The following is a 24,501-nucleotide window of genomic DNA, read 5'->3' as shown; positions in this document are numbered from 1 at the left end:
CCGGACCGGTCTCCCTCCGATCCGGACACCACCCCGCATACTCGAGAGGTGCCCGAGATCCTGGTGGTCGTCTACGACGGAGTACGCCTCCTCGACGTGACCGGCCCGCTGGAGGTCTTCGCCGTCGCCAACGAACAGGGCGGCGACTACCGCTCCCGCCTGGCCTCACCCGACGGCCGCGACGTAGTGGCGAACACGGGCACCCGCCTCGGCGTCGACCTGAGCCTGGCAACAGCAGACGCCCGCGGCGCGACTCTCGTAGTACCGGGCGGTCCTAACTGGCTACACACCATCAGCGACGCCGCCCTACTCGACCAGATCCGCCGCTTGTCCACCCAATCCACCCGTACTGCGTCAGTGTGCGCCGGCGCCTTCGCCCTGGCTGCGGCCGGCCTACTGGACGGCCGCCGAGCCACCACCCACTGGGAACTCGCTGACCAACTCGCCGCGCGCTTCCCCTCGGTGACGGTCGATCGAGACGCGATCTTCGTCCAGGACGGCCCGGTCATCACCTCCGCCGGCGTGAGCTCAGGCATCGACCTCGCACTCGCACTGGTCGAGAAGGATCTCGGCGCGGAGACCGCGCGGATGGTGGCCAAGCAGTTGGTGGTCTTCTTGCAGCGGCCAGGTGGTCAGTCGCAGTTCAGCGTGCGGTTGAGCGCCGGGCAGGCCAAGCACGAGCTGATCCGGAAGGTGCTGGACGCGATCACCTCTGATCCTGCGGGCGACCACAGCCTTGAGTCGTTGGCGTCGCTGGCCGGGGTGAGCGGCCGGCATCTGACTCGGTTGTTCCACGACGAGGTCGGCACGACGCCCGCGCGGTTCGTGGAGAAGGTCCGGGTGGAAGCTGCCCAGGTGTTGCTGGAGGCAACTGATGATCCGCTGGATGTTGTTGCCCGGCGGGTGGGGCTGGGAACGGCCGAGACGTTGCGGCGGGCTTTTGGCCGGGTGCTGAACACGACGCCGGGGAGCTACCGGGCGCGGTTCCGTACGACGGGGGTCGGCCCCACCTAGTCGAGCGGAGAAATCCAGTCAGGGTTACGACCCAGGAGACTCAACAGCGTGGCCAGATCGGAAGCCTCGCCAGGCACCTTCACACTGCGCTCGAACGCAGCACCCGGCCCCCGCGTCCCGTCGGTGTCAGGGATCCGCCGGGCCAGCGTCAGTGCCATCTCGACCATGTCGCGCGGTGGGTCGTACGGCGCGTCGATCGCCCGCGCCAGATCCCACGCATGCACCACGCAGTCCAGTTGCCGGAAGGTCAGCGCGACCCGCCGCGGGAAGGTACCGAACTCCCGCACCTCCATCGGCTGGTCCAGCAGCCCACCGTCGGCGAATGCTTCGGCCACCCGCACGTTGGAGCGGCGATAGGCACCAGCCGGGTTGTCACCGAGCCGCCCGCCGGTCCACGTCTGCACCGGCGCCGAGCCGTTGATCGCCGCCGCGGCGAACCCCTCGTTCTCGCTCACCAGATGCCGCAGCAGCCCGCGGACCGTCCAGTCCGGGCAAGGGGTGGGGAACCACAGCTGCTCGGTGCGCACCTGCATGACCACCTCGCCGAGTAACGCTCCGGCTCGCCGGTCCAGATCCCGGATGTCCATCCGCTCTCCTCCACGTCGCCCTGCCCTCGCTGAGCATAGGCCGGTACCCCGGCGCACGCCCGCGTTTCGGCGCGGATCAGCCCAGTCGCAGGGGTTAACCCGCAGCCGGTACGACGTCCGCCGGGGTCAGCCGGCGCGGACGGAGTACGGAAAGCACTTACTGCGTCTCGCGGACTCCCACGGCGTGGTCCTGCGCGACGTTGCGGCCGCCCTCGGGGTCGCTCGGCGCGCTCCCCGGAACCAGCACCACGGTGTCCTCGAGGCGGACCGGGTCAGGCAGCTTGCGGAAGTCCTCGGGCTCAGGCGACATGGTGTTCCCCTCCGGTCGCGCCGGTTCGTCCGGCGCCGGACTCCCAGTGTGCCTGATCCGGCGGAACCAGTAGCCTGAGCGCATGCCCGGGACGCTCTACATCACAGGTGACAAGGCCGCTGACGGTCTGCTCAACAAGGACGGTACCGCCCTGCTGCTCGGCATGCTGCTGGATCAGCAGGTACCGATGGAGTGGGCGTTCGGCGGCCCGGCCAAGCTCAAGGAGCGGCTCGGCCACCTGGACGCGAAGAAGATCGCCGCGATGGACGTCGAGGAGTTCGTCGCCGTCTGCTCCGAGAAGCCGTCGATCCACCGCTTCCCCGGCTCGATGGGCAAGCGGATCCACCAGGTCTGCGTGGTGCTGACCGACGAGTACCGCGGCAAGGCGGCCAACCTCTGGAAGGGCGTCGACACCGGCGCCGAGCTGTACCGCCGGCTGCACGCGCTCCCGGGGTACGGCGAGGAGAAGGCGAAGATCTTCGTCGCCATCCTGGCCAAGACCCAGGGGGTCGCGCCGGAGGGCTGGCGGGAGGCGGCCGGCAAGTTCGGCGACGACGTACCGCGCTCGGTGGCCGACATCGACGGTCCGGAGTCGCTGGCCAAGGTGCGCGAGTGGAAGAAGGCGCAGAAGGCGGCGAAACGCGACAAACAGGACAACCTGGTCGGCTGACCAGCACACTCGGTGCATGCCCGCCGCCCGCGAGTCCGCCCAGGTCGACGGCGTGCGATTGGCGGAGGCGCTGCACTGCGGGCCGTTCAGCCTGGCGCTCCGGCTCGCGGTGCGGGAGAGCGGGCTGAGCCTCGAGCGGTTGCAGTTCAAGCTCAAGGAACGCGGTACGCCGGTCAGCAAGACCGCGCTCAGCTACTGGCAGCACGGCCACAACCAGCCCGCGCGACCTGAGTCGCTCAGGGCGCTCACCGCTATCGAGGAGATCCTCGGCCTCGCCCCCAACGCCCTCGCCGCGCTGCTCGGTCCGCCGCGACCACGCGGCCGCTGGCTGGTCCAGAAGCCGGGCGCACTCCGGCCGGACCAAGAGTGGGCACGCCCCGACGGCCTGGCGCGAGCACTGGAGCGGATGGGCAGCAGCCTCGACGCGTTCCACCAGGTTGTGCGTCTAGGCCTGCATCTGCACCTGAGTGTTGACGCCCACCAGCAACTCGAGTCGATCAGCTACCACCTGGTCGCCCGCGCCGCCATCGACGACGTGGACCGCCTGATCGTGGCCGTCCGCAGCGACGCCGGTACTGCGGACCCGCTGGACATCACCAGCACCCGCGGCTGCCGTGTCGGCCGCCAACGCCAGGACGAGCCGACCGGCTTCACCACCTTCGAACTGCTCCTCGACCGCCCACTACGCAAGGACGAGCTCGCAGTACTGCACTACAAGGTCCGCACCAGCCTCCCCGACTCCATGCACAGCCAGCGCGTGCAGCAGTCGATGCGCGACTTCTCCATGCAGGTCTCGTTCGCCCCGTCGGTCCTACCGGCCCGGGTCTGCCGCAGCTACCGCCCCTCGATCACCGACACCGCCACCGTCACCGACCTCACCGTCGGTGCCAGCCACACTGCCGCCTACGCCGTCCTCGACCCCGCCCCCGGCATCCATGCCCTCGCCTGGGACTGGTTCTAGTACTGCGGCCGCCAACGCCGTAGTGATCGGTACTGCGGCCACAATCCCCAGCCCGCCGACCAGCGCCCGCACCACCTCGATCGCCACCCGCTCGGTCGACAGCACGTAGCTCTCCGGCACCCCGCTGATGCTGAACAACATCAGCATCGGCAACGCAGCCCCGGCGTACGCCAGCACCAACGTGTTCACTACCGCCGCCACATGCGCACGCCCCACCCGCAGCCCCGCCCCGAACAACTCCCGCCGCGTCGCCGACGGCTTGGCAGCGGACAACTCCCACACCACCGCCGTCTGCGTGATCGCGACATCGTCCAGTACGCCGAGCGCCCCGATCACCAGCCCCGCGATCAGCAGCCCCTTCAGATCCACCCCAGGCACGTACGACGCGACCTCGGACGCGCCTTCCGAGCTGAGCCCGCTGATCCGGGTCAGCCGCAGGAACACCTCCCCCAGCACAGCCGTCAGCATCAACGCGCCGATCGTGCCGAGCAGCGCCACCGAGGTGTGCACGCTGATCCCGTGCGTGAGATACAACGCGAGCACCATGATCGCCGTACCGCCGACAACCGCCACCAGCAAGGGATCCGAGCCCGACAAGATGGCCGGCAGCACGAACTGCGTCAGCACCACAGCCGTCACCGCCAACGCCCCGAGCGCCGCGACTCCACGCCAGCGCGACAGCGCGATCACCGCGAGCGCGAACAGCCCCGCGAGCAGCAACAGCGGGCGACTCCGATCCTGATCGACATACAGGTAACGGTCCTCCGGGTCGGCACCCTCCACGACTCCGAGCAGGATCCGCTGCCCACTCTCCACCCGCGGCACCAGCGGATGCTTGACCGCACGGGCAGTCACCACCGAACCGGCGCCGACCCCATCGGTCAGCTTCACCGTCGCCCGGTCGCACTCGTCCGGCGCCAGCGGGCACGGCACAACCGCCGTCACCACTCCCCTGGCCTTCGCGCTCTGCAAGGCGTCGACCTTGATCTCACCGTCGGGGCGCAAGGCAACCAACAGCACGATCGTCAGCCCCAGCAACGGCAGCAGACAACCGAGCACCAGCAACCGGGTCCGCCGCGCCACTCGCCCGACGGGACCGTGGTGATGTCCCACCGGGCTACCAGGCCGCCGGTGACGAACCAGCGACCAGTTTGCGGGGTTGCCCGCTCCCATCAGCCGGTACTGCGAACACCTCCGCCTGCTTGCCGTAAGCAACCGTCTTGTCGTCGAGCCAGGCAGCTTGGTCGTCGATGTGACTGGTCTCGGCCAACGCGACGTCCTGGTTGCCGGCCAGCGTGAGCACGTGGAGACGCCACTTCTTGCCGTCGCGGAACTTGTAGGCGATCCGGGTACCGTCCGGCGAGAGCGACGGGCACTCGACGTTGGTCCGGAGCGCCGTCAGGCGTTTGGTGCGCAGGTCGCCGCGCATCAGCCAGGTCTTGCCCTTCGACGCCATCGTCGCGTAGAAGGTCGTGTCGCCGGCGGCGAAGGTGACGCCCCAGTAGTTCACATCCGCCGACTTGTACGGCGCGCCATCGACGTACGCGGTGAAGTCCTCGAGTGAGCCGTAGTGCGTACCGCTCCGGAGGTCGTAGATGCCGGCCGTGGTGGAGAACGCGCCGGCCATCAGGTAGCTGTCGCCCTGCCGGAAGACGGTCCAGGCCGCGAGATCTCCCGACGGTGAGACTCGGACCCGACTCGGATTCCCCCACAGTTGCAGGGTTTTGCGGACCTTGCCGGTGGTGTCGATGAGGTCGACCTCGGAGGCCATCGGTACGGCGGTCGCGCGCAGGCAGGCCATCGTGCCGCCGGCAGCGTAGACCCGCTGACACACCGGACCCGAGCCGATCACGGCACCGTTCACAGTCTGCCGGACTCTGTTGGTCGCCGGCTCGACGTACAGCATCGAACCCGCGCGATCGAGCTGCACTCCACTCTGCGCGGATGCTTCCTGGGTCGTCGCGACCCGCCATCCCAGATAGCCGATGCCCGCAGCAACAACTACGGCGATCAAGGTGACCCCGGCAACGATTCTTCCCCGATTCATCGCGCCGCCTCCGGTCGACCCAGCCAAGCACCCACGCCGATCGCCGCTGCGAGCGCGATGGCGAACAAGCCGAACGTCGCCCCCGGCTGCACCCACGCGGCCATCGCGCCGAACGCCAACGCACCTGCCGCCCTCGCGACAGCCTGCGCAGTCTGGACCACCGCCATCCCGGTCGCCCGCAACGACGCCGGGATCAGCGGACCGGCGTACGCCATCAGCACGCCATCACTCGCCGCATAGAACAGCCCGTGCAGCAACAACACCGCGGCCGCCACAACTCGGCCTTCGGCATCGGCGGCGATCAGCAGATACGCGCCCAGCAGCAGCCCGTGGCCGACGAGGAACAGCTTCCACCGGCCGATCCGGTCAGCCAGCCGTCCGAACGGGATCGCGGCCAGCATGAACGTCAACGCAGTACCGAGTGGCAGCAGCGGAAGCACGGCAGGTGGGAGACCGGCCGTGCGCTGCACCGAGAAGTACAGGAACATATCGCCGACCGTGACGAGACCGAGCAGCCCCGCGGCGATGATCAACCGCCGCAGCTCCGGCGCCGTCGCCGCGGCCAGCCCGGCGCGCACGCTGACAGCGGCCTTGCTGACCAGCGTGCGCGGTTGGGTGACGAAGAAGACGAGGATCAGCACACCGATCGCCGCCAGGCAGAAGCTGGTACTGAACACGACGTCGTAGCTGCCCGGGATCGCCGCGATGATCGCGAACCCGAGCAACGGGCCGAGCAGCGCGCCTGCCGTGTCGAGGGCCCGGTGCACGCCGAACGCGCGACCGAGGTCCTCCACCGGGGTGGACAGCGAGATGAGCGCGTCGCGCGGCGCGGTACGGATGCCTTTGCCTGCTCGGTCGACGGCGATCACCGAGCTCAGGCCGGCCAGTGATCCGCCGACTGCTGGTAGTCCGAGCTTCGTCAGGGCAGAGAGTCCGTAACCGGCTATTGCTACCGCCTTCGGCCGTCCGAGGCGATCGGCCAGGTGGCCGCCTGCCAGCCGGAGCACCGCGGTCGCGCCGGTGTAGAGCGCGTCGAGTGCGCCGAGCTGGAGGAAGCCGAGACCGAGGCCGTACATCAGGTAGAGCGGCAGGATCGCCGTCACCATCTCCGCGGAGGCATCCGTCACCAGGCTCACCAACCCGAGCGCGATGACAGTTCCGGACACCCTCCGCGGCTGAACACCGGCCAGTGAAGTCGTCGTGCGAGCGGTGTCTGCTGCTCGCGTGCTCGAGAGGTACATCACTTGGCGTGGCAGGTGCCCTGGACCGAGTCGGTGAAGGTCCGGCCGGCGACTGGGACGAAGGCGGCCGTGTAGCCGGTGGCCGTCAGGGTGAGCTTGCCGACCCCGAAGGTGCTGTACTCCTTCTTCTCGATCGTCGCCCTCGTCGTACCGCCGGCGCCGTACAGCGCGCGTCCGCCGGTGCCGATCAGCAGCTGCCGTACGCCGTTCGCCGCGTCCTTGGTGCCGTCGGGCTTCGACGGCGCGAACCGGATGTAGTTGTGGTCGTGCCCGCTGACCACCAGGTCGGCGTGGTAGTCGTAGAGCGCCTGGAAGAACGGCTGCATCGACGTGTTGTCACCGTAGTTGCCGGCCGCGAAGCGCGAGTGGTGCCAGTACGCCGCGGTACAGGGCTTGGTGCTCGCCGCGAGATCGGCACGCAGCCACTGGACCTGAGTGCTGCTCGCCGACTTGGAGATGTTCGAGTTCAGCGCGACGAAGTGCCAGTCGCCGACGTCGAAGCTGTAGTAGCCCTTGCCGCGTTCGCCGGCCCGGCCGGTGTTCTGGCCGACGCCGTTGAAGTAGTCGAAGTACCCTTTGGCGTTCGAGGTGTTGTACTCGTGGTTGCCCGGTGTCGGGAAGGTCTTGCTCTTGAAGACACCCCACTGCGGGTTGTAGCTGTTGTTGTACTCCGTCAACGTCCCGCTCTCGTAGGCGTTGTCGCCGGCGGTGATCACCGCGGCCGGGTTCATGCTCTCCACCAGCGGCCGGGTCTGGTTGCATGCCGAGCCGCAGATGTCGCCGGCGGCAGCCACGGTGACGGTCGCCAGGATCCCGGCCTGGTAGGCATCGACGCGATAACTGCTGGCGGCCGCGAAGTTGGGCTGCACGCTCACACAGTTGCCCTGGAAAGACCTGGTGTAGAAGGACTTTCCTTGCCAGTTGGTTGCCTTGAGCGTGTAACTGCCGCCGCGCGAGCCGGTGAGCGTGACGGTGTCCTTGCCGACCAGGGTCAGTTCCTTGAAGCGGATTCGGATCCACTCGTCACCGGGTGCGGCGCAGACCTGCTGCGTCGCGCCACCCTTCGCGGCGGCGACGGTGTCGATCGCCACTGTCTTGGCGCCGGTCTCGGCAAGTTGGAGCTGCTCGCCAGGAACGATGGTGTCCTGCGTCGCTGGGACGGCAGCAGCAACCGGCCGCGCATCGTCTGACGAGTTGGTGGCGACGACCGCCAGCGCTCCGGCCAGCAGGGTGCCGGTGACCAGGGCCGCGATCGCGGTACGACGGGACGGAGTTTTCAGCACGCGCATGATGTCCACCTCGGGCGTTAGGGGTGACAGCAAAGTAGCGGCCTGAGCACAATCAGCAACCACCCCGGAAAACACCAGGCGATGTTCAGTGAATGAACACCGCGTGAAGCAGGCAACGGAAAACGCCTTCTGGCGGACCGTTCAGAGTTTTACGGGCTCAGCGTTTTACGGCTCAGAGTCTTACGGCCCGGGTCCGCCAGAGCAGGTAGACGAAGTACGGGGCGCCGATCATCGCGGTCAGCAGACCGGCGGGGATCTGCGCGGGAGCCAGCAGCGTCCGGCCGAGACTGTCCGCCACACTCACCAGTACTGCGCCCAGCAGCGCCGCGACGGGCAGCAAACGCGCATGCCGTCCACCCACGAGCGCGCGGGCAGCGTGCGGAGCGACCAGGCCGACGAAGCCCACCACCCCGATCGCCGAGACCGCGGCGGCCGTCATCAGCGCTGCTCCGGCCAGGGCGATCAGCCGGGTGCGCTCCAGCCGTACGCCGAGGATCCGCGGAACGTCGTCGTCCAGCGCGAGCAGGTCCAGCTCACGGCGCGCCAGCACGATCACCGGGGTCAGGACCACCAGCGCGATGGCAACCGGGATCAACTGCGGCAAGGTGCGGCCGTACGTGCTGCCGGACAGCCACGTCATCGCCAGGCTGACGTTCCACGGGTTGGTGTAGACGATCACGAAGGTGATGACCGCGGTCGTCGCCGACGAGACGCCGACCCCGATCAGCACCAGCCGGTCCGAACTGAGCCCACCCCTCCAGGAGACCAGATAGACCAGCGCGAAGGTGGCCAGTGCGGCCGCGGCGGCGACGCCGGACAGCAGCCAGATCCCAGCCGTCGGCACCACCATCAGGACAACGATGGCGCCGACCCCGGCACCGCCTTCGATGCCGAGGATGCCCGGCTCCGCCAGCGGGTTGCGGCAGACGGCCTGCACGGTGGCGCCGGCGATCGCGAGCGCCGCTCCACAGAGGACGGCCGACAACACCCGCGGGAAGCGCGTGTCCAGGACAAAGGTGATCGCGCGGCCGGACCGGCCATTCACCCAGTTGGCGATGTCCCCGGTTCGCAGGAAGGCGTCCCCCGCGAGCATCGCGAACACGAGCGCGCCGGCCAGCAGAACCACCAGCGAGATGGTGACGATCCAGAACGTGCGCAGGCTCCGCAGCCCGGCGCCCGTCCCCCCGGCCTGCTGCCGGCTCGGACCGGAGTCGCGGAACCGGCGGGCCAGCCAGACGAGCACGATCGCGCCGACCAGCATGGTCATGATGCCGGTCGGGATCTCGACGCCGGCTTGAGCACCGAGGATGGCCCGGAGGACGACATCCGAGGCCAGGACGACGAGGATGCCCGAGACACCCGAGAGCGGCAGCAGTACCCGATGCCGCATCAACCCGGGGACGAGCGGAGCGATCAGCCGGACGAGCACCGGCGCGACGAGCCCGACGAAGCCCACTGGGCCGGCGACCGTGACTGCCGCGGCCGACAACATGACTGTGACCAGCGTGATCCACACGCGCGTACGGCGTACTCGGACACCCAGCACGGAGGCCGTGTCGTCGCCGAGGGCAAGGATGTCCAGCTTGGGTGCCAGCAGCATCGCGGCGAGAATGCCGAGGGCAACGATCGGTGCCATCTGCTTGACCGCGACCAGGTCGGTCTGGACCAACGTGCCCGCTCCCCAGGCGAACGTGCGGACCGTCTCCTGCTGGTAGAGCAACATCAGCAGCGTGGTCAACCCGGCCAACGCCATCGCGACCGCCGAGCCGGCAAGGATCAACCTGGTCGGCCCGGCCGTACCACCGGCCGACAACCCCAGGACCAGTACTGCGGCCGCCAGTCCGCCGATAAACGCGACGCCGCCCGCCGGCAGGGTCGGGAGGGTGATCCCAAAGGCCGCGAACGTCACCACCGCGAGATAGGCGCCGGCGTTGACACCGAGCGTGTCCGGCGAGGCCAGCGGGTTCCGGGCGAGCGACTGCAGGCCGGCACCGGCAAAGCCCAACGCGACCCCGACCAGTACTCCGGCCAGCAGCCTGGGCAGCCGCGACGCGATCAACACGTTCGCGGAGTTGTCCGTGCCCTGGCCGATCACCAGCTTGAGCAGGTCCAGGGCGTGTACCGAGGACGTGCCCTGGGTCAGGTGGACCGCCGCCAGCAGCACCACCGCGATTCCCGCGATGACGAACACCCCCGCCACGCGCACCCGGCGTACGGGCTCCAGGGGCGCGGTGGCGAGGTCGTCGGGCCGCTGGGCGGTCAGCTGGGTCAAGAGGTGACTGCCTGCACCGTCGCGTCGATGAACTGCTCGGTCGACTTCGGTCCGCCGAACATCCAGATCCCGTCGGCCAGCCGGTGCACGTTGCCGCTCTTCACGAACGGCAGGTTCTTCCAGATCGCGTTCTTGGCCAGGTCGCCGCCGAACACGTCACCGCCGTCGTCCTTGTTGGCGATGTAGAGGAACTCGCCGTCCTTCAGCTTGGTCAGGCCCTCGATGTCGGTCTGCGCCAGGCCGTAGTCCGGGTCGCCGGCCGCGGTCCAGGCGTTCTTCATGCCGAGCTCGTCGGCGACCGCGCCGAGCAGCGAGCCGGAGGTGAACATCCGGATCGAGATCGTGCTGCCCTCCTTGTACCCGTCGGCCATCGTGTACGCCGTACCGGCCTTGCCGGCGTCGGCGATCTTCTGCTTGCCGTCGGCAATCTTCTTGTCGAAGTCGGCGAGCACCGTCGTGGCCTGGTCGGACTTACCGAGCGCCTGGCCGATCAGCTCGAAGTTCTTCCGCATCTGCGGGATCGCGTTCTTCGCATCCGCGCCGCGGACCACCAGTACCGGCGCGGCCTTCTCCAGTTGCGCGATGGTGGCGGCCGACTCGTCGGTGGTGGTGATGATCAGATCGGGGTTGAGGGCAACGATCGCGTCCACGCTGGACTCACCGCGGGTACCGACGTCCTTGACCGACGAGTCGAGCTTCTCGGCCGAGACCCAGGCGGTGTAGCCCTTGACATCGGCGACCCCGACCGGCATCACGCCGAGGGTGATCACGTTCTCGATCACACCCCACTCGAGGCCGACGACCTTGGTGGCAGGTGCCTTCAGGTCGATCTTCTTGTTCCGCGCGTCGGTGACGGAGACGGGCTGCGCGGCGGCCGAGCTGCTGTTCGCCTCCGGGGTGACGTTCTCGCTGCTGCCGCAGGCGGTCAGCACCAGGGCCAGTGCGGCGGCGGCAAGTGCGGTGACTCTCTTCATCATGACCTCAGTTGGTGTTTCGAAAGGTGGGTCGTTGCAGGTGCTTGCCCACGGGTTGGGTGCTGACCAGCCCGGTCGACGGATCGGTACTGACCTCGATCCGGATCCCGTAGGTCTCGGACAACGCGTCGGCCCGCAGTACTTCGGCCGGCGTACCGGTCGCGCGGATCCGGCCCCGGTCGAGCAACGCGATCCGGTCCGCGACGGCAGCGGCCTGGTTCAGGTCGTGCAGCACGACGCCGACGGCAACCCCGTGGTCGTCGGCGAGATCGCGCATCAGATCGAGGATCTCGATCTGATACCGCAGATCCAGGAACGTGGTCGGCTCGTCGAGCAGCAGAACCCCGGTGTCCTGCGCCAGACAGGTAGCCAGCCAGACCCGCTGAAGCTCCCCACCGGACAACTCGTCGACAGCCCGCTCGGCCATCGAGGTAACCCCGGTGACATCCATCGCGTGGTTGATCGCACGATTGCCATCAGAATCGTCGTGCCGCCAGCGCCCGCGGTACGGGTGCCGGCCGTAGCCGACGACATCCCGCACACTCACACCGTTCGGAGTAGGCCGGGACTGCGAGAGCAGCGTCACCCTACGCGCGAAGTCCTTCGAGGACAGGCTGAGCGCGGACTCCCCATCGGGAAAGCTGATCTCCCCCGCATCCGGCCTGTGCAGCCGAGCCAGCGCCCGCAGCAGCGTCGACTTCCCACTGCCGTTGGGCCCCACCAACGCAGTGACGCCGGCCGCCGCGATCTCCAGCGACGCACCGTCCACCACCTGCTTGCCGTGATATCCGAGACACAGCTCGACCCCGGTCAGCCCCACAGACTCCTGCATGGCACGAAGGATAGCCTCACCTAACCGATCATGTCAGCCTCACGACCAGTAGCTGAACGACTACCTGGTAAAGGTGAACCAGTGCCCGCCGGTCTCATGTGGTTGGGGTTCTGCCACCAAGCGATGCACCCCCACCGACCACAGTTCTGCCTCCGGCGCGACAAACGCCACCTCTTCGAACCCCGCTTCCGCGAACCACGCACGAATCGCCGGCGTCAGGTCAGGCTCGTCACGATGCCGAGTCCAGACCACCTCGGCCCCTGCCGCGCAGAGCTGAGGCGCCGCCTCGATGGTCTTGCGAACATCGGCATCACTCACATTGCCGAAAATCCCACACAGCAACACCAGATCAGCCGGAACCGCGTCGGTATAGACCTCACTCTGCGCCGCATCAGCCTGCCTGACCTCGATATGCGCCGGCAGCGCTTCGGCAGCCTCCCACGCACGAGCAGCCAGTCCTGCGTCGTACTCGACCAGGAGTGCTGTGACCCGCTCTGCATCATCGCGCCTGGCCAATACTCCAAGCAGATCCCGCCCGTCACCAGCACATGCGCTGATCACCTTCACTGGTTTTGATTCGGTCTCATCCAGCCAACGGTTGATCTGCGCGCGGACCGCAGCAAGTCGATCCGCCAGCCCCGACCCCGGCCGCTCGTAGGCGTCATGCCACTCGACCCAGTTTGTCTCCGTCACCTCTCCGACCCTAGGCGCTCGCTTGCTTCGTTACCATCGCCTACAGCTTTTTCTGGATCTTCCGATGTGACGTTTCCTCTTGTGGATAAGGGAAAACTGGCTCGGTGTTTGTCGGTGGAATCATCTAGCCTTTGAGGTATGAACGACCGAGCGGTGGTGTTGATGAGCGGCAGCGAACTGCTGACCGCCTACGACGCCCTGCACGAAGAACTCGAGGAACTCAAAGCCCGCCAGGCCCATATCCTCAACCGCCTCGACCAGATCGGCTACGCCGCCGAAGTTGGCGCCCACGACACCGCCCGGCTCATCACCCACCGGTACAGGCTCGACCCCACCGAAGCCCACCGCCGCGTCCACTTCGCAACCCGCCTCCACAAATACCCGGCCGTCGCGGCCGCGCTCGCCACCTCGTGCCTCGACCGCACCACCGGCGACGATGACGGCGGCGACGCCCCCATCGATGGCGACTGCGGAGACAGCGACAGCGGCGAGAGCGCGGTGGTTCTGCACATGGGGCAAGCCGAAGCGATCGTTTCCGCTCTGGACAAGATCCCGGCCCGAGCCAACGTCGCGGTCGAAGACCTCGCCGAAGCCGAACTCCGCATGGTCGAAGCCAGCGAGCACCTCTCACCCTCGGGTCTGCGCACACTCGGCGTCCAGGTTCGCAACCTCCTCGACACCGACGGCCCCGAACCCCGAGAAGACGCCGCCCGGCGCCGCGAAGAACTCTGGACCAAGAAGACCGACGACGGCGGCCTCCGCTTCGGCGGCTTCTACGCCGCCGAGAACGCCGAAGCCCTGGAAACAGTCCTCCAGACCGGCGCGAAACCCCACAACACCGACGACGGCGACCCCGACCCGAGGTCCCGCGGAAAACGCCAAGCCGACGCGTTGATGGACGCCCTGACCATCGCCCTCAACACCGGCGACCTCCCAGCCCGCGGCGGCATCAAACCCCACATCACCGTCACGATCGACCTCAACGACCTGCTCGAAGCCGGCCAGCACGCCACCGGCGCCCTCGCGTTCGGCGACGGCCTCTCCGCCGCTGCGGTCCGCCGCCTGGCCTGCGACGCAGGCATCATCCCCATCGTGCTGGGCTCCGCCGGGCAGCTCCTCGACGTCGGCCGCGAAAACCGCCTCGTCACCCCGGCCATCCGCAACGCACTCAACGTCCGCGACCGAGGCTGCGTGGTCTGCCACGCCCCACCGATCTACTGCGACGCCCACCACGTCACCAGCTGGGCCGAAGGCGGCGACACCAGCCTCGCGAACATGGTCCTGCTCTGCCGCGTCGACCACACCTCCCTGCACCAGGGCCACTGGACAGTCACCATCGAAGACGACCAGGTCCAGGTCACCCCACCCGCCTGGGCGAACCGTCCGCCGGGCAGACACCGAAAACCAGCCACGCCCAGCCCTGCCGCCCCCGCACCTCTCGCGGCGACAGACGCTGACACCTGCCCACCACCCCCAAAGCCGACCACCACAACCACAGCCGCAGCTATCTGCCACTCACCTGAGGACGCGGCGGCCAATGCCACCAGCCCTTCACCCACCACAACTGGCGCCGATCCGGCACCGTGCACCACCGCTGGTACCAATCCGGCACCGTGCACCACCGCTGGTACCAATCCGGCACCGTGCACCACCGCCGGTACCGAACCAGCCCCATCCACCACCGCCGGTACCGAACCAACCCCATCCACCACCGCCGGTACCGAACCAACCCCATCCACCACCGCCGGTACCGAACCAACCCCATCCACCACCGCCGGTACCGAACCAGTGCTGTCCACCACCGCCGGTACCGATCCGACACCTTGCACCACCGCCGACGTTGCCTCAGACCCATGCGACATCACCGGCACTGACCCTGCACCACCCACACCAACGCCTACCCGCCGCTGGCCGCACACCAACGACGTCACCTGGATCACCCCCGAAGAAGCAGCCACCTACGACCCATGGCCCGACACTGCCTGATCTCTCCCCGCCATCAGAGCTGAATCTTCACGCGTAGCCTGAGGCCAACGCGGCCACCGGGCTCGTCCGGCCCGAACCTAGCTAGTTGGATGAGCCCGCGATCTAGCTGTCACCCGAGGGTTAACGAGTACTACCTGCTGCTGACGACTGATCTGAATCGCCGCCCTGCCGTCGCTTCGCTCAAGGTGGTGCGTGAGGGGCGTGGCAAAGCGCTGAACCCATCGGCACTGTTTGATCGCGAGCAGTTAGCTAGACCTGCACCATGCACCTGCTCAGTAAATGTCCGGTACGCCGACTCAGCCCCGGATGACGCAGCGCCGGGTCCAAATCCATTGCGTCCGTGATCGCCAGGCTCGTAACCTGTCCACCGTCTCCGAGCCGCAGGCACTGCCGCTGTCGCAGGCGCTGCCGGTACTGAAGGCATTGCCGGTACTGCAGGCACTGCCGCTGTCGCAGGCGCTGCCGGTACCGCTGCCGCAGGCGCTACCACTGCCGCTGCCGCTCCCGCAGCCGCAGAACGGTCCATCGTCTGCAGCGCGGCGGCGATCACCACGGTGGCGGTCGGTCGGGCAGCCGGCTCGACAAGCTCGGGTGATGCGTTGGGCGTGGCGCAGGTGGTGACGGCGGTCATGTCTGCACCGAGAGGCTGCCGGTCCCCCAGCGGTCACGCCCCCTGCAGGACTGCGGGCGACAGATTCCTACCGTCTTTCGATTCCACACCGAGATCCGCCAGGTGAGCTGCCGTCATCACCGCCAGGCCACCAACGTTCGGATCCACCACGCGGCCCCCTCGAATAGGCCGCCCTCAAGCGTCTACCTCACAGGCGCGCGACGCCCGATCGCGCAGCTTATCGGCCTAGGCATCGGTCAGTGTCGACCGGCTTCGGCTGCACATGCTGGCGATGCGCCGGCGACCAGCCTGACTGTCCTCAACTGCCCCGCCCGACGCCACCGAATCGCCGCCCGAGCGAAGCTGCTTCACCTCACACCCGCGACCCCTTACGCGCCAACCCCAACCCAACCCCCGGCACCCCGCACCCGGCACCTGGCACCCGGCACCCGGCACTCAATCTCATGAAGTTCTTGGCGCTCCCTAAAGCCTGGCGGCTAGTTCGGTGCCTTGGGAGATAGCTCGTTTGGCGTCCAGTTCGGTGGCGAGGTGGGCGCCGCCGATCAAATGCGCAGCAGGGGTCGCCAAGGTTCGGACCGACTCCTGGCCGGCGCAGACGATGATCGTGTCGACGGCCAGCAGCCGCGGCTTTTCATGCTTCGGGCCGAAACTGATGTGCAGGCCCTCGTCGTCGATGCGTTCGTAGTTGACCGACGTCAGCAACTCGACCTGCTTGTTTTTCAACGCGGCGCGATGCACCCAGCCGGTGGTCTTTCCGAGGCCGGCGCCGATTTTGCCAGGCTTGCGTTGGAGCAGGAACACCTTGCGAGGCGACGGTTCCGGTTGGGGCTTGGTGAGGGCACCAGGAGACAGCATCGGATCGGTGACGCCCCATTCGGCTTTCCAGGCAGCGAGGTCGAGGGTGGGAGAGTCGATCGTGGTGATGAATTCGCTGACGTCGACGCCAATGCCGCCGGCGCCGATGACTGCTACCGACTTGCCGACCGGGCGGCCGTGGCGGACTACGTCGACGTAGGACAGGACCTTTTCGTGGTCGATGCCGGGGATGGACGGGATGCGGGGGACGACACCTGTCGCGACGATGACCTCGTCGAAGTCTTCCAGGTCGGTGGCGACGGCGCGGTGGCCCAGGTGGAGTTTGACTCCGGTGAGTTCGAGGCGGCGTTCGTAGTAGCGGATGGTTTCGGCGAACTCTTCCTTGCCGGGGATCCGGCGGGCGATGCCGAACTGGCCGCCGATCTCGTTGTCCGCTTCGAAGAGTTCGACGTCGTGGCCGCGTTCGGCTGCTGTGACTGCGGCGGAGAGGCCGGCGGGGCCGGCGCCGACGACGGCGATTCGGCGGGTACGGCGGGTTGGCAGCAGCACGAGTTCGGTTTCGCGGGCGGCGCGGGGGTTGACCATGCAGCTGGCCTTGCGTTTCGCGAAGACGTGATCCAAGCAGGCCTGGTTGCAGGCGATGCAGACGTTGATCTCGTCAGACCGGGAAGTGGTTGCCTTGAGCACCCACTCGGGGTCGGCCAGGAAGGGGCGCGCCATGCTGATCAGGTCGGCGTCGCCGCGGGCCAGGACCTCTTCGCCGACCTGCGGCAGGTTGATCCGGTTGGAGGTGACGACCGGGATCGAGACGTGCGGGCGGAACGACGCCGTGATCGACGTGAACGCCGCCCGCGGTACCGAGGTCACGATGGTCGGCACCCGCGCTTCGTGCCAGCCGATTCCGGTGTTGATGATCGATGCGCCGGCCGCCTCGATCTCCTTGCCCAGCGCAATGACCTCGTCCCAGTCCTGGCCGCCCTCGACCAGGTCCGCCATCGAGAGGCGGTAGATGATCAGGAAGTCGGGGCCGACGCGGTCCCGGATGCCGCGGACGATCTCGACAGCGAGGCGCCGCCGGTTCGAGGCGCTGCCGCCCCAGCGGTCGCGGCGCTTGTTGGTGCGCTCGGCAAGGAACTGGTTGATGAAATAGCCCTCGGAGCCCATCACCTCGACCCCGTCGTACCCGCCTTCTTGCGCCAGCGCGGCACAGTCGACGTACGCTGCGATCTGCCGCCGCACCCCGCGATCCGACAGCGCCCGCGGCTTGAACGGGTTGATCGGAGCCTTCAGCGCCGACGCCGAGACGCTGAACGGGTGGTACGCGTACCGGCCCGCGTGCAGGATCTGCAGCGCGATCAGTCCGCCTTCGGCATGCACCGCATCGGTGACGACACGGTGTCCGCGGGCCTCGCGGCGCGTGGTCAGCTTCGAGCCGAAGGGGGTCAGCCAGCCGGTCCGGTTCGGGGCGTAGCCGCCGGTGACGATCAGGCCGACGCCACCGCGGGCCCGCTCGGCGAAGTACGCGGCGAGCTTGGGCAGGTCCTTGGCGCGGTCCTCGAGACCGGTGTGCATCGAGCCCATGATCACCCGGTTCTTCAGGGTGACGTGGCCGAGGTCGAGCGGGGTCAGCAGGTTCGGGTACTCGACGGTGCCGCTTGTTCGTTCGCCAATCTCGCTCATGAGGTGCGCTCCGATCGCATCGCCTGAATGACTTCGTCGCACCAGGCCACGAAGGACTCCTCCGCGCGGACGCCGCCGCGGAGTACTAGGTACTGGTGGAGTTCGCGGCCGTTCAGCGAATCCGGCTTGGGGAAGTCGCGGCTCTGGATGCCGCGATAGACCTCCAGCCGGGTCGCGTGCTCGGCCCGATGACGCTCGACTTCTCGCAGTACTGCGGCCTCGTCACCCAGGGAGGCGCCGCGCAGCTTCACACCCAGCCCGTCGCGGAGGATCGCCGGGTCGACGGGTTCGGCGAGCCAGCGGGTGAGCTCGTCGCGCCCGGCAGTCGACACCTCGTAGACCTTCTTGTCGGGACGGCCGTCCTGCGCGATGTCGGTGTGAGTGAGCCAGCCGGCCTCGCCCATCCGGCGCAGTACGCGGTAGATCTGCTGGTGGGTCGCGGGCCAGAAGTAGCCGATCGAGCGATCGAACCGCCGGGCCAGCTCGTAGCCGGATCCGGCGCGCTCGGTCAGCGAGACCAGGATCGCGTGTTCGAGGGCCATATGCAGACCATACCTATGCAACTAGTTGCACTGCACCCGATTGCAAGCCACCTCACACTCGGTCCACCGACGATTGGCCGGTCCAACCAGTTGGCCGGATGAGCGATAATGGTTGCAGACGCCATCTATTGCGGGGAGCGAAGATTTTCATGGACCACCCGACCAGGACGACGTTGCCAGGGATCGGCACCCGGTACGATCTCACCACCGACGGCGGCAAGCACGTCTCGCTGGTGGTGCACACGGACGGCCGGCGCTTCCTGGGGTTCCACGATCCCGAGGACGACGACAGTTGCCTGGGCAGTGTGCCGCTCGACCCGGCCGAGGCCAGCGCGCTCGGGCAGCTGCTGATCCCGGCGCCGATCGAGCCGCTGCACAGCGACATCGAGATCGACCTGGTCACCGAGCAGATCCCGATCACCAGCCGTTCCCCGTACTCCGGCCGCACGCTCGGCGACACCCAGGCCCGCAGCCGGACCGGCGCGTCGATCGTCGCGGTGCTGCGCCGGACCGGGGCGGTGCCGTCGCCGGCACCGGACTTCCGGTTCGCGATCGGCGACACGATCGTTGTGGTCGGCACCCGCGAGGGCGTCGACGCCGTCGCCGAACTGATCACGGGAGGCTGAGATGCACGACCTGACCGCTCTGCTGATCGAGCTCGGCGGCGTGCTGCTTGCCCTCGGCATCCTCGGCCGGATCGCCGGACGGGTCGGCTTCTCGCCGATTCCCCTGTACCTGCTGGCCGGTCTCGCCTTCGGGCACGGCGGACTGTTGCCCTTGGACGCGTCTGAAGAGTTTGTTGCCACCGGCGCCGAGATCGGCGTCATCCTGCTGCTGTTGCTGCTCGGCCTCGAGTACACGGCGGCCGATCTGGTCGGCACGCTGAAGACGCAGTACCTGTCCGGCGTGGTCGACTTCCTGCTCAACGCGTTGCCCGGTGCGGCCTGCGCGCTGCTGCTCGGCTGGGGACCGGTCGCGGCGGTCGCGCTGGCCGGTGTCACCTGGATCTCGTCATCGGGCGTGATCGCGAAAGTGGTCGGCGACCTCGGCCGGCTGGGTAATCGCGAGACGCCGATCGTGCTCGGGATCCTGGTGCTCGAGGACCTCTCGATGGCGGTCTATCTGCCGATCCTGACCGCGCTGCTGGCCGGCGTCGGGCTGGCCGGCGGCAGTGTGACGCTGCTGATCTCACTGGGCACGGTGAGCATCGTGCTGTTCATCGCACTGCGCTACGGACGGGTGATCAGCCGGGCCGTCTCCTCGGACAACCCGGAGATGCTGCTGCTCGTAGTACTCGGGCTGACCCTGCTCGTCGCGGGAATCGCGCAGCAGCTGCAGGTGTCGGCCGCGGTCGGCGCGTTCCTGGTCGGCATCGCGCTGTCGGGCGAGGTCGCGAAGGGTGCTCGCAGTCTGCTGAGCCCGCTGCGGGATCTGTTCGCCGCGGTGTTTTTCGTGTTCTTCGGGCTGAGCACCGACCCGGCCGAGATCCCGCCGGTGCTGGGGATCGCGTTGGCGCTGGCGGTCGTGACGGCGCTGACGAAGATCGCCACCGGTTGGTACGCCGCGCGCAAGGCGGGCGTGAAGTCGGCTGGTCGCTGGCGGGCCGGCGGCACGTTGGTGGCGCGTGGTGAGTTCTCGATCGTGATCGCGGGGCTGGCCGTTGGGGTCGAGCCGCGGCTTGGGCCGTTGGCGACGGCGTACGTGCTGATCCTGGTGATCCTCGGGCCGATGACTGCTCGCTTCACCGAGCCGGTTGCTCGCAAGCTCATCAACCTGCGCAAGAAGCCGGAGGCGACCGTGCAGGTTCCGCCGCTGCAGGAGCGGCTGGACGACCCTGCCAACAGCACCAAGTAATAGCCTCGTCAGCGCGGCAGCTCGGGGTGGTTGGCTCGCTGGTTGATCGCGGCGAGGGTGACGGTCTGGGCGATCCGGCCGGCGCGAGTCTCGGGGCGTTTGGCCAGAGCGATCCACTCGAGGATCCGGCGCTTGGAGGACGGCGGGAAGGCGGCGAAGTACCCAGCCGCCTTCTCGTCGCGGTCGAGCTCCGACTGGAGATCGGCAGGGATCACGCCGTTCTGGGCCTCGGCCAGGCAGTCCCAGGTCCCGGTGCGCTTCGCCAGGTCGATCAGCTCTTGGCCGGGAGCCTCCATCAGCCCGGCGGCGAGGAGGCGCTCGACGCGATCGCGGTTGACCTGGCTCCAGGTACTGCGCGGGTTGCGCGGCGTGAAGGTCTGATAGGTGCTGGAGTCGTCGCGGCGCAGCGTCTTGCTGTCGATCCAGCCGAAGCACAGCGCATGCTCAACCGCCTCCGCCAGGCCGATCCCGCCGCCGTTGCGCTGGACGACGACCCACACCGACCGCTCGGTCCGCCCGTACTGCGCCAACCACGCGCGCCACTCCTCGACACTCGCCGGCGCGAACGCCTCGTCGTCGGTGACCACCTGCTTGACCTTCGTCTCTGTGCTCATACCGACAGCATGCGCCCGATAAGTGCTCATCCTCTGAGCACTTTCCTCAAGAAGTCAGAACAGTACGTCGGCCCGCTCGTGGTCGAGCAGTCGCTGCTTGCGATCGAGGCCGCCGCCGTACCCGGTGAGGCTGCCCGTCGAGCCGATCACCCGGTGACACGGCACGATGATGCTGACCGGGTTCTTCCCGTTCGCCAGTCCGACCGCCCGGGAGGCGCCCGGCACCAGCCCGAGGGTGGCCGCGAGGCCGCCGTACGTCGTCACTTCGCCGTACGGGATGTCCTGCAGGGCCGCCCAGACGCGCTGCTGGAACGGCGTCCCGCTCAGCTTCAGCGGTACGTCGAAGACGGTGCGCTCGCCGGCGAAGTACTCCTTCAACTGCTGCCCGACCTCCGGCAGGATCGAGTCGTCGCGCAGCCCGAAGATCTCCTGCGCCGGGCGATGCCGCTGCTGCTCCATGTAGAGCCCGGCCAACTCCCCCGTGTCCGCCGCCACGAGCGTCAGCACACCGATCGGGCTCTCGATCACCGCATGCGCCACGATCAGGCCTCCCATTGCGCGCGACTGATCCGGTACAGCACGTGCCGCTGCAACCGGTGCCCGTCGGGCAGTCGCGGGTGGTCGAAGTCGCCGGCCTCGTCGTGCGTCATCCCGATCCGCTCCATCACCCGCTGGGACGGCTTGTTGGTCGTCGCGGTGAACGACAGCACCTCGTCCAGCTCGAGCGGACCGAACGCGTGCGCCAGCGCGGCCCGGGCGCCTTCGGTCGCATAGCCGTTGCCCCAGGCATCTTTCGTCAGCCGCCAGCCGATCTCGACGCCAGGCAGGAACGGCGCCTCGAAGGTCGGCACCGACAGTCCGACGAAGCCGATCACCTGCCCGGTCTCACGGACCTCGGCCACCCAGAACCCGAAGCCGCGCAGCTCGATCATCGCGGTGATCCGGTCGATCATCGCGTCGCTCTCGGCCCGGGTGAACGGCGCCGGGAAGTGTTCCATCACCGCTGGATCGGCGTTCATCGCGGCGATCGGCGCTCGGTCATCATCGGTCGGCGGACGCAACAGCAGGCGTTCGGTGGTCAGCTGGGACATCTCACTCCGCATTCTCGACAGGAGGAATCGTGTTGACGGCATGGTTTCCGGTCGCCCAGAGGTACTGCACGGCGTACGCGCGCCACGGCCGCCACGCTCGCGCGTGCTCGATCAATGCTTTGGGGGCCTCGGGCAACCCGAGATCCCGGGCGGCGTACCGGATGCCCAGATCGCTGGCCACAAAGGCATCCGGGTCACCCAACGCGCGCATCGCGATCGACTCGACGGTCCACGGGCCGATACCCGGCAAGGCCGCCAACTGCTCGCGGGCGCGATCCCAGTCGGCGCCGGCGCCGAGGTCGATCTCCCCGGCCGCAAGCGTGGCGACCAACGTCATCAGCGTCGTACGCCGGGACTTCGGGAACGCGAGCGTCTCGGGATCGAGCTCGGCCAACGCCTCCATCCGCGGGAACAAGTGCGTCAGCCCGCCACCCGGATCGTCGATCGGATCGCCATAAGCCTGCACGAGCCGGCTCGCGTGAGTCCGCGCGGCAGCCGTCGACACCTGCTGCCCGAGCACCGCCCGTACTGCGAACTCCTCGCCGTCCACCGTGTGCGGCACCCGCCGCCCCGGCGCCTTGTCGACCAGCGGCGCGAGGATCGGATCGGTGCGGAGCTGATCGTCAACCGCGACCGGATCGGCGTCGAGGTCGAGCATCCGGCGGCAGCGGCTGATCGCGATCGCCAGGTCGCGCTGGTCGGTGAGCGAGAGTTGGCAAGCGATGTGGTCGGGCATCGGCCGGAGGGCGACGACGCCGTGGCCGTGCGGCAGCCGGAGTGTGCGGCGATAGTCGCCACCACGCCACTCCTCCACTCCCGGTACGCCGGTCGCGATCAGGTGCCCGAACAGGTTGTCCGGCATCAACGGCTGGCGAAACGGGAGGCGCAGCGAGATGGTGCCCGGCGCACTGGGTGTGTCGCCCAGCTTGGCCTTCGTCCGCAGTTCGCTTGGTGAGAGCGCGAAGACCTCCTGGACCGTCTCGTTGAAGGTCCGCACGCTGGAGAACCCAGCCGCGAAAGCGATATCGGCCATCTGCAGCGAGCTGGTCTCGATCAGCAGCCGCGCGGTCTGGGCTCGCTGCGCGCGAGCGAGAGCAAGCGGGCCGGCTCCGAGCTCGGCCTGCAGTTGCCGCTGCACCTGGCGAACGCTGTACCCGAGCTGAGTCGCGAGGCCCGGTACGCCGTCGCGATCCACCACGCCGTCGCCGATCAGCCGCATCGCGCGGGCGACCAGGTCAGCGCGGTCGTTCCACTCCGGCGACCCGGGGCTGGCATCCGGCCGGCAGCGCTTGCAGGCGCGGAAGCCGGCCTGCTGCGCCGCGGCAGCACTCGGGTAGAACCGCATGTTCTTGACCTTGGGCGGCACCACCGGGCAGCTCGGGCGGCAGTAGATCTTGGTGGTCAGCACGGCGGTGAAGAACCACCCGTCGAACCGCGCGTCCTTCGACTGGACCGCTCGCACGCACCGCTCGACACATTCGTACACGTGCTCCAGCATCCCTGGTCGGGTCAAGGCGCGCTAGCGGAATTGCGACCTGAGGATCCGGCGGCCGATTCTCGCCAGCCTTTGCCGCGCCCGGCGGCTGAACTTGAAGCACTGAAGGACAACCTGTGAAGAGGACGCGATGAGTGAGTTGGCAGGAAAGAAGGCACTGGTGACCGGCGGCAGCCGCGGGATCGGTGCGGCGGTGGCGGTTGCGTTGGCCGCACAGGGGGCCGATGTTGCCGTGACCTACAACAGCTCGCCGGAGGATGCGGCAGCGGTGGTCAAGCAGATCGAGACTGCTGGGCGGCGGGGGTTTGCGATCGAGGCGGATGCGGCTGATGCGGTCGCGGTCAACGCGGCGGTGAGTCGGGCGTACGAAGTACTTGGTGGGCTCGACATCTTCGTCAACAACGCGGGGGTCGGGACGATGGGGATGATCGGCGAGGTCACGCTCGAGGAGATCGAGCGGGTGCTGGCGATCAACGTGCGTGGTCCGTACGTCGCGGCGCGGGCCGCGGCCGGCGTACTGGCTGACGGTGGACGGATGATTCACCTCGGCAGCACGATCGCCGAGCGGAACGCGGGAGCGGGGATGAGCTTGTATGCGATGAGCAAGTCGGCTGTGGTGGGGATGAGCAAGGGGTTGGCGCGGGATCTCGGTGGGCGTGGGATCACGTCGAATGTGGTGCAGCCGGGGCCGGTTGACACGGCGATGAATCCGGCGGACGGGCCGTTTGCCGAGGCGCAGCGGGAGTTTCTGGCGCTGGGGCGGTTCGGGACGGTTGAGGAGGTTGCGGCGGCGGTGGTCTATCTGGCGGGGCCGGGTGGGGCTTATATCACCGGCAGTGAGTTGACCGTCGACGGAGGTCACGCGGCCTGACAGTTTGTCGGCGGGGGCGCCTAGCTTGGTG

Annotated in this window: 22 protein-coding genes; 6 read left to right on the top strand and 16 right to left on the bottom strand. The window is 68.2% G+C overall.

The features are described 5' to 3' along the window. Positions 1-48: 48 nt before the first annotated feature. Positions 49-1,014, top strand: coding sequence for a DJ-1/PfpI family protein (locus AB0P21_RS20195; RefSeq protein ID WP_363698641.1), 966 nt, complete (start codon positions 49-51; stop codon positions 1,012-1,014). On the opposite strand, the gene AB0P21_RS20190 is transcribed toward AB0P21_RS20195, so the two are convergent. Together AB0P21_RS20190 and AB0P21_RS20185 are read right to left on the bottom strand one after the other, a co-directional pair. Then, the gene (locus tag AB0P21_RS20190; RefSeq protein WP_363698640.1) at positions 1,011-1,601 is read right to left on the bottom strand and encodes a TIGR03086 family metal-binding protein; all 591 of its coding nucleotides are present in this window, start codon (positions 1,599-1,601) and stop codon (positions 1,011-1,013) included. The genes AB0P21_RS20195 and AB0P21_RS20190 overlap by 4 nt on opposite strands. 157 nt (positions 1,602-1,758) lie before the next feature. Next, the gene (locus AB0P21_RS20185) at positions 1,759-1,911 is read right to left on the bottom strand and encodes a hypothetical protein (RefSeq protein WP_363698639.1); all 153 of its coding nucleotides are present in this window, start codon (positions 1,909-1,911) and stop codon (positions 1,759-1,761) included. A gap of 82 nt (positions 1,912-1,993) precedes the next feature. On the opposite strand from AB0P21_RS20185, the gene AB0P21_RS20180 reads away from it, so the two are divergent. Then, a complete protein-coding gene (locus tag AB0P21_RS20180; protein ID WP_363698638.1) occupies positions 1,994-2,581 on the top strand; it encodes an HhH-GPD-type base excision DNA repair protein in 588 nt (195 codons plus the stop codon). A gap of 811 nt (positions 2,582-3,392) precedes the next feature. Here AB0P21_RS20180 and AB0P21_RS20175 read toward each other — a convergent pair. The 8 genes from AB0P21_RS20175 to AB0P21_RS20140 all read right to left on the bottom strand — a co-directional run bounded on the left by AB0P21_RS20175 (position 3,393) and on the right by AB0P21_RS20140 (position 12,890). Next, positions 3,393-4,625, bottom strand: a complete 1,233-nt coding sequence (locus AB0P21_RS20175) for a YibE/F family protein (RefSeq protein ID WP_363698637.1) — start codon at positions 4,623-4,625, stop codon at positions 3,393-3,395. Positions 4,626-4,659: 34 nt separating this feature from the next. After that, on the bottom strand, positions 4,660-5,589 hold the full coding sequence (locus AB0P21_RS20170; RefSeq protein WP_363698636.1) for a hypothetical protein: 930 nt from the start codon (positions 5,587-5,589) through the stop codon (positions 4,660-4,662). Continuing rightward, positions 5,586-6,755, bottom strand: coding sequence for an MFS transporter (locus AB0P21_RS20165; RefSeq protein WP_363698635.1), 1,170 nt, complete (start codon positions 6,753-6,755; stop codon positions 5,586-5,588). The genes AB0P21_RS20170 and AB0P21_RS20165 overlap by 4 nt, the downstream gene beginning before the upstream one ends. A 74-nt stretch (positions 6,756-6,829) precedes the next feature. Continuing rightward, positions 6,830-8,119, bottom strand: coding sequence for a metallophosphoesterase (locus tag AB0P21_RS20160; protein ID WP_363698634.1), 1,290 nt, complete (start codon positions 8,117-8,119; stop codon positions 6,830-6,832). Between the two features lie 172 nt (positions 8,120-8,291). Then, the gene (locus AB0P21_RS20155; RefSeq protein ID WP_363698633.1) at positions 8,292-10,391 is read right to left on the bottom strand and encodes an iron ABC transporter permease; all 2,100 of its coding nucleotides are present in this window, start codon (positions 10,389-10,391) and stop codon (positions 8,292-8,294) included. Continuing rightward, positions 10,388-11,368, bottom strand: coding sequence for an iron-siderophore ABC transporter substrate-binding protein (locus AB0P21_RS20150; protein WP_363698632.1), 981 nt, complete (start codon positions 11,366-11,368; stop codon positions 10,388-10,390). Before AB0P21_RS20150 ends, AB0P21_RS20155 begins: the two co-directional genes overlap by 4 nt. Before the next feature lie 4 nt (positions 11,369-11,372). Beyond that, positions 11,373-12,197 carry an ABC transporter ATP-binding protein gene (locus AB0P21_RS20145; protein WP_363698631.1) on the bottom strand — a complete coding sequence of 275 codons (825 nt, stop codon included), beginning with the start codon at positions 12,195-12,197 and terminating at the stop codon, positions 11,373-11,375. Positions 12,198-12,257: 60 nt separating this feature from the next. After that, a complete protein-coding gene (locus AB0P21_RS20140) occupies positions 12,258-12,890 on the bottom strand; it encodes an SAM-dependent methyltransferase (protein ID WP_363698630.1) in 633 nt (210 codons plus the stop codon). A 138-nt stretch (positions 12,891-13,028) separates the two neighbouring features. Between AB0P21_RS20140 and AB0P21_RS20135 the strand changes: the two genes are divergently transcribed. Then, a complete protein-coding gene (locus AB0P21_RS20135; RefSeq protein WP_363698629.1) occupies positions 13,029-14,876 on the top strand; it encodes a DUF222 domain-containing protein in 1,848 nt (615 codons plus the stop codon). Positions 14,877-15,969: 1,093 nt separating this feature from the next. On the opposite strand, the gene AB0P21_RS20130 is transcribed toward AB0P21_RS20135, so the two are convergent. After that, positions 15,970-18,003, bottom strand: a complete 2,034-nt coding sequence (locus AB0P21_RS20130; protein ID WP_363698628.1) for an NADPH-dependent 2,4-dienoyl-CoA reductase — start codon at positions 18,001-18,003, stop codon at positions 15,970-15,972. Further along, positions 18,000-18,545, bottom strand: coding sequence for a PadR family transcriptional regulator (locus AB0P21_RS20125; RefSeq protein ID WP_363698627.1), 546 nt, complete (start codon positions 18,543-18,545; stop codon positions 18,000-18,002). Before AB0P21_RS20125 ends, AB0P21_RS20130 begins: the two co-directional genes overlap by 4 nt. A 149-nt stretch (positions 18,546-18,694) precedes the next feature. Between AB0P21_RS20125 and AB0P21_RS20120 the strand changes: the two genes are divergently transcribed. Beyond that, on the top strand, positions 18,695-19,171 hold the full coding sequence (locus tag AB0P21_RS20120; protein WP_363698626.1) for a TrkA C-terminal domain-containing protein: 477 nt from the start codon (positions 18,695-18,697) through the stop codon (positions 19,169-19,171). Between the two features lies 1 nt (position 19,172). Next, the gene (locus tag AB0P21_RS20115) at positions 19,173-20,399 is read left to right on the top strand and encodes a cation:proton antiporter (protein WP_363698625.1); all 1,227 of its coding nucleotides are present in this window, start codon (positions 19,173-19,175) and stop codon (positions 20,397-20,399) included. Positions 20,400-20,407: 8 nt separating this feature from the next. Here the strand turns inward: AB0P21_RS20115 and AB0P21_RS20110 are convergent, their stop codons facing one another. The 4 genes from AB0P21_RS20110 to AB0P21_RS20095 are packed head-to-tail and all read right to left on the bottom strand — an operon-like array spanning position 20,408 to position 23,566. After that, a complete protein-coding gene (locus AB0P21_RS20110; protein WP_363698623.1) occupies positions 20,408-21,013 on the bottom strand; it encodes a YdeI/OmpD-associated family protein in 606 nt (201 codons plus the stop codon). Positions 21,014-21,067: 54 nt separating this feature from the next. Then, the gene (locus AB0P21_RS20105; RefSeq protein WP_363698621.1) at positions 21,068-21,568 is read right to left on the bottom strand and encodes a methylated-DNA--[protein]-cysteine S-methyltransferase; all 501 of its coding nucleotides are present in this window, start codon (positions 21,566-21,568) and stop codon (positions 21,068-21,070) included. Next, positions 21,556-22,104, bottom strand: coding sequence for a GNAT family N-acetyltransferase (locus tag AB0P21_RS20100; protein WP_363698619.1), 549 nt, complete (start codon positions 22,102-22,104; stop codon positions 21,556-21,558). The genes AB0P21_RS20105 and AB0P21_RS20100 overlap by 13 nt, the downstream gene beginning before the upstream one ends. 1 nt (position 22,105) lies before the next feature. Further along, positions 22,106-23,566, bottom strand: coding sequence for an AlkA N-terminal domain-containing protein (locus tag AB0P21_RS20095; RefSeq protein ID WP_363698618.1), 1,461 nt, complete (start codon positions 23,564-23,566; stop codon positions 22,106-22,108). 163 nt (positions 23,567-23,729) lie between these two features. On the opposite strand from AB0P21_RS20095, the gene AB0P21_RS20090 reads away from it, so the two are divergent. Continuing rightward, the gene (locus AB0P21_RS20090; protein ID WP_363698616.1) at positions 23,730-24,470 is read left to right on the top strand and encodes an SDR family oxidoreductase; all 741 of its coding nucleotides are present in this window, start codon (positions 23,730-23,732) and stop codon (positions 24,468-24,470) included. Positions 24,471-24,501 lie beyond the last annotated feature (31 nt).

The organism is Kribbella sp. NPDC056861 (genome assembly GCF_040687575.1).
Taxonomy (GTDB): Bacteria; Actinomycetota; Actinomycetes; order Propionibacteriales; family Kribbellaceae; genus Kribbella.
Note: the sequence above shows the minus strand (reverse complement) of the source record. Positions and strands in the feature narration are given on the sequence as shown.

What these genes read in the sequence shown, in the direction of transcription:
- AB0P21_RS20190 (WP_363698640.1), bottom strand. Translation starts at nt 1,601, where the DNA reads ATGGACATCCGGGATCTGGACCGGCGAGCCGGAGCGTTACTCGGCGAG.
- AB0P21_RS20185 (WP_363698639.1), bottom strand. Translation starts at nt 1,911, where the DNA reads ATGTCGCCTGAGCCCGAGGACTTCCGCAAGCTGCCTGACCCGGTCCGC.
- AB0P21_RS20180 (WP_363698638.1), top strand. Translation starts at nt 1,994, where the DNA reads ATGCCCGGGACGCTCTACATCACAGGTGACAAGGCCGCTGACGGTCTG.
- AB0P21_RS20170 (WP_363698636.1), bottom strand. Translation starts at nt 5,589, where the DNA reads ATGAATCGGGGAAGAATCGTTGCCGGGGTCACCTTGATCGCCGTAGTT.
- AB0P21_RS20160 (WP_363698634.1), bottom strand. Translation starts at nt 8,119, where the DNA reads ATGCGCGTGCTGAAAACTCCGTCCCGTCGTACCGCGATCGCGGCCCTG.
- AB0P21_RS20150 (WP_363698632.1), bottom strand. Translation starts at nt 11,368, where the DNA reads ATGATGAAGAGAGTCACCGCACTTGCCGCCGCCGCACTGGCCCTGGTG.
- AB0P21_RS20145 (WP_363698631.1), bottom strand. Translation starts at nt 12,197, where the DNA reads ATGCAGGAGTCTGTGGGGCTGACCGGGGTCGAGCTGTGTCTCGGATAT.
- AB0P21_RS20135 (WP_363698629.1), top strand. Translation starts at nt 13,029, where the DNA reads ATGAACGACCGAGCGGTGGTGTTGATGAGCGGCAGCGAACTGCTGACC.
- AB0P21_RS20130 (WP_363698628.1), bottom strand. Translation starts at nt 18,003, where the DNA reads ATGAGCGAGATTGGCGAACGAACAAGCGGCACCGTCGAGTACCCGAAC.
- AB0P21_RS20125 (WP_363698627.1), bottom strand. Translation starts at nt 18,545, where the DNA reads ATGGCCCTCGAACACGCGATCCTGGTCTCGCTGACCGAGCGCGCCGGA.
- AB0P21_RS20120 (WP_363698626.1), top strand. Translation starts at nt 18,695, where the DNA reads ATGGACCACCCGACCAGGACGACGTTGCCAGGGATCGGCACCCGGTAC.
- AB0P21_RS20115 (WP_363698625.1), top strand. Translation starts at nt 19,173, where the DNA reads ATGCACGACCTGACCGCTCTGCTGATCGAGCTCGGCGGCGTGCTGCTT.
- AB0P21_RS20110 (WP_363698623.1), bottom strand. Translation starts at nt 21,013, where the DNA reads ATGAGCACAGAGACGAAGGTCAAGCAGGTGGTCACCGACGACGAGGCG.
- AB0P21_RS20105 (WP_363698621.1), bottom strand. Translation starts at nt 21,568, where the DNA reads ATGGGAGGCCTGATCGTGGCGCATGCGGTGATCGAGAGCCCGATCGGT.
- AB0P21_RS20100 (WP_363698619.1), bottom strand. Translation starts at nt 22,104, where the DNA reads ATGTCCCAGCTGACCACCGAACGCCTGCTGTTGCGTCCGCCGACCGAT.
- AB0P21_RS20090 (WP_363698616.1), top strand. Translation starts at nt 23,730, where the DNA reads ATGAGTGAGTTGGCAGGAAAGAAGGCACTGGTGACCGGCGGCAGCCGC.